Origin of the sequence: Pantoea sp. CTOTU49201 (assembly GCF_032054795.1) — a bacterium.
Lineage (GTDB): Bacteria > Pseudomonadota > Gammaproteobacteria > Enterobacterales > Enterobacteriaceae > Pantoea > Pantoea symbiotica.
In genome coordinates, this window is the sequence record NZ_DAMBSA010000144.1 from 1 (window position 1) to 10,165 (window position 10,165).

The window sequence follows — 10,165 nt, forward strand, 5'->3', positions numbered from 1 at the left end:
CGAGGCGCATATCGTTGAACGCTTGCGGCCCGCTGTTAAGCGGTTGCAGACAATCAACCAGCACGATTTGGCGATCGAAGCGCAGAAAATGATTTTTGTAGAATCCTTTCACTACGTGCTGGCAGTAATAGTTGAAACGCTGCTGCAGCATGGCGAAGTTGCTACCCGCAGGTGCTTGCGCCAGCTTGCTAACCTGCATCTCGTCAACCTGCGGCCACGGGAAGAACTGCAGCGCCGGCGCGCCAGCCATATCGCCCGGCAACACAAAGCGGCCCGGCTGGATAAAGTGCAAGCCTTCGCTTTTGCATTGGTGCAGATAATCGGTCCAGGCTGCGGCAATCGCTGCCAGACGATTTTCATCGGCGGGCGCAAAAGGATCGAGATCGGCGCACAAGCTGCGCCATTGTGCTGACCACTCGGCGCGATCGCCCTGCAGCAAGCCCACCATCTGACGTGACCAGCTGAGATAATCCTGCGCCAGCATCGGCAGATCCAGCAGCCATTCGCCGGGATAGTCGACGATTTCGAGGTAGAGCGTGGCGGTATCTTTGAAATGGCGCAGCAGCGATTCATCGGGACGATAGCGCAGCGCCAGGCGCATTTCGCTCACGCCACGCGTGGGCGTCGGCCACATCGGCGGTGTGCCGTACAGCTGCGCCAGACCTTCATCGTAGGTGAAGCGCGGCGTGCCGAGTTCGCGCTGCGGTACGCGCTTGACGCCCAGCAGGCGATCTTCGCGCACCACGGAAAACAGCGGCAAACGAGCGCCGCTGTGGACATTGAGAAGCTGGTTAACCAGCGAAGTGATAAACGCGGTTTTTCCGCTGCGGCTCAAACCGGTTACAGCCAGGCGCAGATGGCGGTCAACACCGCGGTTCATCAACGCCACAAATTCATTTTGCAGTCTTTTCATCGTTCTCCCTGATGAATCGTGCCGATAAGCGTTTAAACGCTTTGCTCAGCAACGGTTCCAGGGCGGCCGCCAGCAACAGGCGCAGCGGACGGCGCGCCACCGATTTCACTGCCCAGCCAGCGATACCGCCGGGCCCGTAAGTTACTGCGCTAATAATGATAAATTTCCCCGCCGACATCAACGCAGGTGTCGCGCGACGGCGCAGAGCAGTAAAACGTTGAGTTTGCATAGAGCCTCTTATCACAATAGAAGAAGTGGGCCCGAAAGCCCGGGAATTTAGATCTGGCGGAAGCGGCTGCGTACGCTGAACGTTTCTGAAGTGACATAGCGCTCTACTTCACGCACTTTTCGCTCATCGCTTTGCAGCGTTGTTTCCAGCTCGTCGAGCAGTTCACGTGCGCTGGGTGCCCGTTCAGATGAGGCATCAACGGGTTTCTCGTCCAGCACAAAGCCCAGAATAAAATAGGCGACGATGGTGAACATAAACAGCCCAAGGAACAGCGACAGCACCACAATCACACGCAGCAAGCGCACCGGGATATCGAGGTATTCCGCGATACCCGCACACACGCCGCGCACTTTGCCTTGCTGCGGAATGCGCCACAGTTTACGGCCATTCATCATGGTTGCCTCCAGTTTGGATGTTCGGCATCCAAAATGGCTTCCAGCGCTTCCACACGCTCACGCATGCGGCGCGCATCCTGAGTAATTTGTTGCAAACGCTGCAGGTCACTCGACGATAAATCGGCACCGCCGTTGCGTTTGTTGCTGTAATGCAGCCATAACCAGATTGGTGCGACAAACAGCACGAAAATCGTTAAGGGTATGGCTAAAAAAAGTGCGCTCATTGACTCTCCTTAATCACTAACACCATTTTTAACTCGGGCCCGCAATCAGGCCCGTGGCGATCACTCAGGGCGATTCATCTTAGCTTTCAGCGCGGCCAGCTGCTGGCTGATTTCATCATCGGCCTTCAGCTCGGCGAACTCCTGATCCAGACCTTTTGGCTTACCAAAACGCTGACTTTCTGCTTCCGCTTCCATGTGATCGATGCGACGTTCAAAGGATTCGAAACGTGCCATCGCATCATCAATCTTGCCGCTGTCGAGCTGACGACGCACATCACGTGATGACGATGCCGCCTGATGACGCAGCGTTAACGCTTGCTGACGCGCACGAGTTTCAGTGAGTTTTTTCTCCAGCTCACCAATCTCGCCTTTCATGCGCTCCAGCGTCTCTTCAACCTGTGTAGATTCCTGCTGCAGCGCAGCAATCAAATCGGTCAGCTTTTGCTTTTCAATTAAAGCAGCACGCGCCAGATCTTCTTTACCTTTGTTGATCGCCAGCTCCGCTTTTTCCTGCCATTCGGCCTGCTGAATTTCAGCCTGCTCGCTGCGGCGCAGCAGCTGTTTCTTTTCTGCCAGGGCGCGGGCTGAAGTAGAACGGACTTCTACCAGCGTGTCTTCCATTTCCTGAATCATCAGGCGTACCAGTTTCTGCGGATCTTCGGCGCGCTCCAGCAGAGAGTTGATGTTAGCGTTCACGATGTCGGCGAAACGAGAAAAAATACCCATAATGATGTTCCTCAAATTTTGTATGTAGGTGCGCGAGGCGCTCATCACTAATACAATTCGCGTGCCAACATTTAATTAATTGATTTTATGGCATTTGTTTATTTTACATCCGTAAGAACATCCCTTAAGGTAGTGAAATTGATTAATCAGTGGCGAATTTCATCATGGCCAATAGTTCTGACAACCTTTTGGGTGAATCGAATAACTTTCTGGAAGTACTGGAACAGGTTTCGCGCTTAGCGCCGCTGGAAAAACCGGTGCTGGTGATTGGTGAACGCGGGACAGGGAAAGAGCTGATCGCCAGCCGCCTGCATTATTTGTCGAACCGTTGGGAAGGCCCGTTTGTTTCGCTGAACTGCGCCGCGCTGAATGAAAACCTGCTTGATTCCGAACTGTTCGGCCATGAAGCAGGCGCGTTTACCGGGGCGCAAAAACGCCATCTGGGACGCTTCGAACGCGCCGATGGCGGCACGCTGTTTCTCGATGAACTCGCCACCGCACCGATGCTGGTGCAGGAGAAATTGCTGCGCGTAATTGAATATGGCCAGCTTGAGCGCGTGGGCGGTAATCAATCTTTGCAGGTCAATGTGCGGCTGGTGTGCGCCACCAATGAAGATCTGCCCGTGCTTGCCGCCGCCGGAAAATTCCGCGCCGACCTGCTCGATCGCCTCGCCTTTGATGTGGTGCAGCTGCCGCCGCTGCGTGAACGCCGCAGTGACATTCTGGTGATGGCCAACCATTTCGCGATTCAGATGTGCCGCGAGTTAGGCTTGCCGCTGTTCCCAGGCTTCAGCGATCGCGCCCAACTGACGCTACTGAATCACAGCTGGCCCGGCAACGTACGTGAACTGAAAAACGTGGTCGAGCGTTCGGTCTATCGCCATCACAGCGCCGACGAGGAGCTGAATAACATCATCATTAACCCTTTTGCGCCGCGTACGCCGCCAGCCAACGTCACAGCCGAACCGGCCTCATCTGTTTTGCCTTCCCTACCGCTGGATTTACGTCAGTGGCAAAATCAGCAGGAGCGCGAGTTGGTAGAAGCGAGTTTGCAGCAGGCCAAATACAACCAGCGCCGCGCCGCCGAGTTGTTGCGTGTGACCTACCATCAGTTGCGCGCCATGATGAAGAAGCACGGGATTCAGGCCCGCGACGAGGATTAACCAGGTCGCCATAAATGGCGCCCCTACGAGATCCGCGGATGCAAGGCGGCAAGCGAGGACATCCCTGGGAGCATACATAAGTATGTGACCAGGGTGGACGAGCGCAGCCAACGCAGCAACCGCTCGAAACAGGACGAAAAAAAAGCCCGCAACAGAGTGCGGGCAACTAATACTGGAAGCAATGTGAGCAATGTCGTGCTCTTCTTCGGTAGAGCCACCGTCGAAGCGCAAAAGAATAATAATCATTCTTATTATCATCTGTAAACCCCTAATTGAGAATTTTTCTCATTTCCACACAGAGATTGTGATTACCTCATCGCCACTTTGGCGAAAAACACAGCAGAAGTGTCGCGAATTTGGGGAGTACGTGACGTTTAAGATACACTCACGCTATTGCCTCAGAATCGTTGAGTTCTATGCCAAAATTATTCCCCTCTCTGCTGCTTGGTCTCAGCATGATGAGCGCGTCAGCGTGGGCCGCGCCAACGGACAACATCCGCATTAGCGGCTTTGTCTATTGCGTTAACGGCACGGTTAATACCTTCAACCCACAAATGGTCAGCAGCGGCTTAGTCGTCGATACGCTGGCGGCACAGCTGTATGACCGGCTGCTGGACGTGGATCCTTATACTTATCGACTGATTCCCGACCTCGCCCAGAGCTGGGAAGTGCGGGATAACGGCGCAACCTACCGTTTCCATCTGCGTAAAGATGTCGCCTTCCAGCACACCAACTGGTTTAAACCGACGCGTAAAATGAACGCCGATGATGTGGTGTTCAGCTTTGCGCGTATGTTTGACCGCAAACATCCGTGGCACAACGTCAACGGCGGCAGCTATCCCTATTTTGATAGCCTGCAGTTTGCCGATTCCGTGCAGAGCGTGAAAAAGCTCGATAGTGATACGGTTGAAATCCGCCTCAACAGCCCGGACGCCTCATTCCTGTGGCATATCGCGACGCATTACGCGCCGATTCTGTCGCAGGAGTACGCCAATAATCTCAGCGCCAAAGGCCAGCAGGAACAGCTGGATCGCGAACCGGTCGGCACCGGCCCGTTCCAACTGAGCGAATACCGCACCGGACAATATCTGCGGCTGGCGCGCAATCCACAGTACTGGAAAGGCGTGCCGCGTTTGCAGCAGGTGGTGATTGATTTGGGCGTCGGTGGCACCGGACGTTTGTCTAAACTGCTTACCGGCGAATGCGATGTGCTGGCCTATCCCGCCGCCAGCCAGCTGAGCATTTTGCGCGACGATCCGCGTCTGCGCATGACGCTGCGCCCCGGCATGAACATCGCCTATCTGGCGTTCAATACACGCAAACCGCCACTGGATCGCCCGGAAGTGCGTCACGCGCTGGCGCTGGCGATCAATAACGAACGCCTGATGGAGTCGATCTATTACGGCACCGCCGAAACTGCCGCCTCGATTTTGCCGCGTGCGTCCTGGGCTTATGACAACGACGCGCGCGTCACCGAATACAATCCGGCCAAAGCACGTGAAGAGTTAAAAGCGCTGGGGCTGGAAGATCTGCATTTACGTTTAGTGGTGCCCTCTTCCTCGCAGTCGTGGAATCCCAGCCCGCTGAAAACCGCCGAGCTGTTGCAGGCGGATTTGGCGCAGATTGGCGTGCGCGTCACCATCGCGCCGGTGGAAGGCCGCTTCCAGGAAGCGCAGTTGATGGAGATGAATCACGATCTCACGCTTACCGGCTGGGCAACCGACAGTAACGATCCCGACAGTTTCTTCCGTCCGCTGTTAAGCTGCGCGGCGATCCGTTCGCAGACCAATTACGCACACTGGTGCTCGCCGGCCTTTGATGAGGCGTTGCAGCACGCGCTGTTGTCCCAGCAGCTGTCGGCGCGCATTGATAGCTACGACAAGGCGCAGCAGATTTTGGCGCAGGAGCTGCCGGTGCTGCCGCTGGCCTCGTCGCTGCGTTTGCAAGCCTATCGGCATGACATTAAAGGTTTGGTGTTGAGCCCGTTTGGTAACGCCTCATTCGCCGGCGTTTATCGTGATGAGAGCAGCGAGGAGTAAGCATGATTATCTATATTCTGCGTCGCGTGGTGCTGCTGCTGATCACCCTGTTTTTGCTGTCGCTGGTGAGCTTCAGCCTGAGCTACTTCACGCCAAACGCCCCGCTCGAAGGCGCGTCGCTGTTTGATGCGTGGTGGTTCTGGTTTAAGGGCTTACTGCAGTTTGATTTCGGCGTCTCCAGCACTAACGGACAGCCGATTGATCTTCAGCTGCGCGAAGTGTTCCCTGCCACGCTGGAGCTGTGCGTGATGGCGTTTATTCTGGCGCTGCTGGTGGGCATTCCGCTGGGAATTTGCGCCGGCGTGATGCGTAAAAAATGGCAGGACAAAGCCATCAGCGCGCTGGCGCTGCTTGGCTTCTCAATGCCGGTATTTTGGCTGGCGCTGCTGTTTACGCTGTTCTTCTCATTAACGCTCGGCTGGTTGCCAGTTTCCGGGCGTTTCGACCTGCTCTATCCGGTGCAAAACGTTACCGGCTTTGCGCTGATTGATGCCTGGCTGAGCCCATCGCCGTGGCGCCATGAAATGCTGATCAGCGCCTTGACGCACATGATTCTGCCGGTCGTAGTGTTGGCGGTTGCGCCCGCTACCGAAATGATCCGCTTGCTGCGCAGCAGCACCAGCGATGTGATGGACAAAAACTACGTTAAAGCCGCCGCCACGCGCGGGCTGTCGCGTTTCACGGTGATCCGCCGCCACGTGCTGCACAATGCGCTGCCGCCGGTGATTCCACGTCTTGGCCTGCAATTTTCCACCATGCTGACGTTGGCGATGATTACCGAAGTGGTATTCAACTGGCCGGGAATCGGCCGCTGGCTGATTAATGCGATTCGCCAGCAGGATTACGCGGCGATTTCCGCTGGCGTGATGGTGGTTGGCGGACTGGTGATTCTGGTCAGCGTGTTATCCGATATTCTGGGTGCGGCACTTAACCCGCTGAAACATAAGGAATGGTATGCCCTTAGATAATGTCTACGACGAGAAGCGGCTGCCTAGCACGCTGCGTCGCAGCTGGCAGCGTTTATATCGCGATACCAGCGGCATGGTCGGCTTGTACGGGTTTGGACTGCTGCTGTTCCTCTGCCTGTTTGGTGGACTGCTGGCGCCGTATGGCATCGATCAGCAATTCCTCGGTTATCAGCTGCTGCCGCCATCGTGGTCGCGCTATGGCGATGTCTCCTTCTTCCTCGGCACCGACGATTTAGGTCGCGATGTGCTGAGCCGCCTGCTGAGCGGCGTAGCGCCAACCGTCGGCTCGGCGATTCTGGTGACGGTGCTGGCGGCGATTTGCGCGCTGGTGCTTGGCGTGTTTGCCGGTATCACTCACGGCGTGCGCTCGGCGGTGATGAATCACGTGCTGGATACCTTGCTGTCGATTCCCTCGCTGCTGCTGGCGATTATCGTGGTGGCGTTTCTCGGCCCGCGTCTGGAACACGCGATGCTGGCGGTGTTTCTTGCGCTGATCCCACGTCTGGTGCGCGAGATCTATACTGCTGTGCATGATGAGATGGAAAAAGAGTATGTGGTGGCGCTGCGTCTTGATGGCGCGCGCAACCTGAATATTTTGTGGAATGCGGTGCTACCTAACGTGCTGCCGCTGCTGGTGAGCGAATTTACCCGCTCGCTGTCGATGGCGATTCTGGACATCGCCGCACTCGGTTTCCTCGATCTTGGCGCGCAGCTGCCCTCACCCGAATGGGGGGCGATGCTCGGTGACGCGCTGGAGCTGATCTACGTTGCACCCTGGACGGTGATGCTGCCGGGCGTGGCGCTGATGGTCAGCGTATTGATCGTTAACCTGCTGGGCGACGGCATTCGTCGCGCAGTAGAAGCGGGAGTTGAATAATGCCGCTACTGGATATCCGTAACCTGACCATCGAATTCATGACTGCTGACGGTCCGGTCAAAGCGGTTGATCGCATCAACCTGACGCTCACCGAAGGTGAAATCCGTGGGCTGGTCGGTGAATCGGGTTCAGGCAAAAGTCTGATCGCCAAAGCGATTTGCGGCGTCACCAAAGACAACTGGCGCGTCACCGCCGATCGCATGGTGTTCGACGATATCGATCTGCTGCGTCTGTCACCGCGCGAACGCCGCCGGATTGTCGGGCATAACGTGTCAATGATTTTCCAGGAACCGCAATCCTGTCTTGATCCGTCGGAAAGTATCGGTCGCCAGTTGATGCAGGCGATTCCGCGCTGGACGCATAAAGGTCGCTGGTTTAAACGGCTGTGGTTCTGGCGCAAAGTGCGCGCCATTGAGCTGCTGCACCGCGTCGGTATCAAAGATCATAAAGACATCATGCGCAGTTTCCCGTACGAACTCACCGACGGCGAATGCCAGAAAGTGATGATCGCCATTGCGCTGGCCAATCAGCCGCGTTTGCTGATCGCTGATGAACCGACCAATGCGATGGAGCCGACCACGCAGGCGCAGATTTTCCGCCTGCTGAGCCGCCTCAACCAGAATAACAACACCACCATTTTGCTGATCAGCCACGATCTGCGCACCATGAGCCACTGGGCCGACCGCATCAATGTGATGTATTGCGGTCAGACGGTGGAGAGCGCGCAGAGCGAAGAGTTGATGGAGTCGCCGCATCATCCTTACACTCAGGCGCTAATCCGCGCGATGCCCGATTTCGGTAGCGCGCTGCCGCACAAAAGCCGCCTGAACACGCTGTCAGGCGCGATTCCGTCGCTGGAGCATCTGCCGATTGGTTGTCGTTTGGGGCCGCGCTGTCCGTATGCGCAACGTAAGTGCATCGAGACGCCGCGCCTGAGCGGCAATAAAGCGCATCTGTTCGCCTGTCACTTCCCGCTGAATATGGAGAGCCAGTAAGCATGGAAACTCTGCTGGAAGTGCGCAATCTGAGTAAAACCTACCGCTATCGCACCGGTTTGTTCCGCCGTCAGCACGTTGAGGCGGTGAAAGGCGTCAGTTTTACCCTGCGTGAGAAACAGACGCTGGCGGTGATTGGTGAAAACGGATCGGGGAAATCGACGCTGGCGAAAATGCTCAGCGGCATGGTCGAGCCGAGCGAAGGCGAGATGCTGATTGACGATCATCCGCTGGAGTACGGCGATTATGGTTATCGCAGCCAGCGCATTCGCATGATTTTTCAGGATCCCTCAACCTCGCTTAATCCGCGCCAGCGCATCAGCCAGATTCTCGATTTCCCGCTGCGCCTGAATACCGAGCTGGATGATGAGGCGCGTGAAAAACGCATTATTGCCACGCTGCGTCAGGTCGGCTTGCTGCGCGACCACGCCGGATACTATCCGCACATGCTGGCGCCGGGCCAGAAGCAGCGTCTGGCGCTGGCGCGAGCGCTGATTCTGCAGCCAAAGGTGATCGTCGCCGATGAAGCCCTCGCCTCGCTGGATATGACCATGCGTTCGCAGCTGGTGAACCTGATGCTGGAACTGCAGGAGAAGCACGGCATCGCCTATATTTATGTCACGCAGCATCTCGGCATGATGAAGCACATCAGCGATCAGGTGCTGGTGATGCATCAGGGCGAAGTGGTTGAGCGCGGCGGCACCGCCGATGTATTGGCCTCGCCGCTGCACGATCTCACCAAACGCCTGATCACCAGCCACTTTGGTGAAGCCTTAACCGCCGAAGCCTGGCGCCGCGAGCGTTAAGGCGCGGAAAACGCGGTGCGATTTACCGCATTTATACAGACGTGCTAGACTTCGCACGAGATTAACGTCGGTCGCCTACTTTTCAACCATCGCGACCGCCAACAACAATGACCAAAAGGATTACAGCTATGGGTTTTCTTTCCGGTAAGCGCATTCTGATTACTGGCGTTGCCAGTAAACTCTCAATCGCCTACGGTATTGCGCAGGCGATGCACAAACAGGGCGCAGAACTGGCTTTCACCTACCAGAACGACAAACTGAAAAGTCGTGTGGAAGAGTTTGCTAAAGATCTGGGTTCAGACATTGTTCTGCCATGCGATGTGGCTGAAGACGAGAGCATCACTGCGCTGTTCACCGAACTGGCAAAAACCTGGCCGAAATTTGACGGTTTCGTTCACTCCATCGGTTTCGCACCTGGCGATCAGCTGGATGGCGACTACGTGAATGCCGTTACCCGTGAAGGCTTCAAAATCGCTCACGACATCAGCGCGTACAGCTTTGTGGCGATGGCGAAAGAGTGCCGCGCGATGCTGAACCCGAATTCTGCCCTGCTGACCTTGTCTTACCTGGGTGCAGAGCGCGCCATCCCGAACTACAACGTGATGGGCCTCGCGAAAGCCTCTCTGGAAGCTAACGTGCGCTACATGGCGAACGCAATGGGTCCAGAAGGCACGCGTGTTAACGCCGTTTCTGCTGGTCCAATCCGTACGCTGGCTGCATCAGGCATCAAAGATTTCCGTAAGATGCTGGCACACTGCGAAGCGGTTACCCCGATTCGTCGTACCGTTACCATCGAAGACGTGGGTAACTCAGCTGCATTCCTATGCTCT

12 protein-coding genes are annotated in these 10,165 nt (G+C 56.3%); 7 read left to right on the forward strand and 5 right to left on the reverse strand.

Annotation, left to right across the window (positions count from 1 at the left end):
- From RTY00_RS11890 to pspA, 5 genes are all read right to left on the reverse strand, one after another.
- Nucleotides 1–913 (reverse strand): YcjX family protein (locus RTY00_RS11890; RefSeq protein ID WP_312664584.1); only part of this gene is annotated, 913 nt, incomplete at its 3' end.
- Nucleotides 894–1,142 carry a phage shock protein PspD gene (pspD, locus tag RTY00_RS11895; RefSeq protein ID WP_007888070.1) on the reverse strand — a complete coding sequence of 83 codons (249 nt, stop codon included), beginning with the start codon at nt 1,140–1,142 and terminating at the stop codon, nt 894–896. The genes pspD and RTY00_RS11890, both read right to left, overlap by 20 nt.
- Nucleotides 1,143–1,189: 47 nt before the next feature.
- Nucleotides 1,190–1,537, reverse strand: coding sequence for an envelope stress response membrane protein PspC (gene pspC, locus RTY00_RS11900; protein WP_008106469.1), 348 nt, complete (start codon nt 1,535–1,537; stop codon nt 1,190–1,192).
- A complete protein-coding gene (pspB, locus tag RTY00_RS11905) occupies nt 1,534–1,761 on the reverse strand; it encodes an envelope stress response membrane protein PspB (protein WP_007888081.1) in 228 nt (75 codons plus the stop codon). Before pspB ends, pspC begins: the two co-directional genes overlap by 4 nt.
- A 60-nt stretch (nt 1,762–1,821) precedes the next feature.
- Nucleotides 1,822–2,487 (reverse strand): phage shock protein PspA, encoded by a 666-nt coding sequence (pspA, locus tag RTY00_RS11910; RefSeq protein WP_256696536.1) that lies wholly within the window; start codon nt 2,485–2,487, stop codon nt 1,822–1,824.
- A 164-nt stretch (nt 2,488–2,651) separates the two neighbouring features.
- Between pspA and pspF the strand changes: the two genes are divergently transcribed.
- The 7 genes from pspF to fabI all read left to right on the forward strand — a co-directional run.
- Nucleotides 2,652–3,650, forward strand: coding sequence for a phage shock protein operon transcriptional activator (gene pspF / locus RTY00_RS11915; RefSeq protein WP_312664585.1), 999 nt, complete (start codon nt 2,652–2,654; stop codon nt 3,648–3,650).
- A gap of 416 nt (nt 3,651–4,066) precedes the next feature.
- Entirely contained in the window at nt 4,067–5,689 is a 1,623-nt protein-coding gene (sapA, locus tag RTY00_RS11920) for an ABC transporter substrate-binding protein SapA (protein ID WP_312664586.1), read from the forward strand.
- 2 nt (nt 5,690–5,691) lie between these two features.
- A complete protein-coding gene (gene sapB / locus RTY00_RS11925; protein ID WP_008106480.1) occupies nt 5,692–6,657 on the forward strand; it encodes a putrescine export ABC transporter permease SapB in 966 nt (321 codons plus the stop codon).
- On the forward strand, nt 6,644–7,534 hold the full coding sequence (gene sapC / locus RTY00_RS11930; protein WP_008106482.1) for a putrescine export ABC transporter permease SapC: 891 nt from the start codon (nt 6,644–6,646) through the stop codon (nt 7,532–7,534). The genes sapB and sapC overlap by 14 nt, the downstream gene beginning before the upstream one ends.
- On the forward strand, nt 7,534–8,529 hold the full coding sequence (sapD, locus tag RTY00_RS11935; RefSeq protein ID WP_312664587.1) for a putrescine export ABC transporter ATP-binding protein SapD: 996 nt from the start codon (nt 7,534–7,536) through the stop codon (nt 8,527–8,529). The genes sapC and sapD overlap by 1 nt, the downstream gene beginning before the upstream one ends.
- 2 nt (nt 8,530–8,531) lie before the next feature.
- Nucleotides 8,532–9,335, forward strand: coding sequence for a putrescine export ABC transporter ATP-binding protein SapF (gene sapF / locus RTY00_RS11940; protein ID WP_008106485.1), 804 nt, complete (start codon nt 8,532–8,534; stop codon nt 9,333–9,335).
- A 128-nt stretch (nt 9,336–9,463) separates the two neighbouring features.
- Nucleotides 9,464–10,165: enoyl-ACP reductase FabI (gene fabI / locus RTY00_RS11945; protein WP_312664588.1), on the forward strand; the 702-nt coding region annotated here is incomplete at its 3' end.

What these genes read in the sequence shown, in the direction of transcription:
- pspD (WP_007888070.1), bottom strand. Translation starts at nt 1,142, where the DNA reads ATGCAAACTCAACGTTTTACTGCTCTGCGCCGTCGCGCGACACCTGCG.
- pspC (WP_008106469.1), bottom strand. Translation starts at nt 1,537, where the DNA reads ATGATGAATGGCCGTAAACTGTGGCGCATTCCGCAGCAAGGCAAAGTG.
- pspB (WP_007888081.1), bottom strand. Translation starts at nt 1,761, where the DNA reads ATGAGCGCACTTTTTTTAGCCATACCCTTAACGATTTTCGTGCTGTTT.
- pspA (WP_256696536.1), bottom strand. Translation starts at nt 2,487, where the DNA reads ATGGGTATTTTTTCTCGTTTCGCCGACATCGTGAACGCTAACATCAAC.
- pspF (WP_312664585.1), top strand. Translation starts at nt 2,652, where the DNA reads ATGGCCAATAGTTCTGACAACCTTTTGGGTGAATCGAATAACTTTCTG.
- sapA (WP_312664586.1), top strand. Translation starts at nt 4,067, where the DNA reads ATGCCAAAATTATTCCCCTCTCTGCTGCTTGGTCTCAGCATGATGAGC.
- sapB (WP_008106480.1), top strand. Translation starts at nt 5,692, where the DNA reads ATGATTATCTATATTCTGCGTCGCGTGGTGCTGCTGCTGATCACCCTG.
- sapC (WP_008106482.1), top strand. Translation starts at nt 6,644, where the DNA reads ATGCCCTTAGATAATGTCTACGACGAGAAGCGGCTGCCTAGCACGCTG.
- sapD (WP_312664587.1), top strand. Translation starts at nt 7,534, where the DNA reads ATGCCGCTACTGGATATCCGTAACCTGACCATCGAATTCATGACTGCT.
- sapF (WP_008106485.1), top strand. Translation starts at nt 8,532, where the DNA reads ATGGAAACTCTGCTGGAAGTGCGCAATCTGAGTAAAACCTACCGCTAT.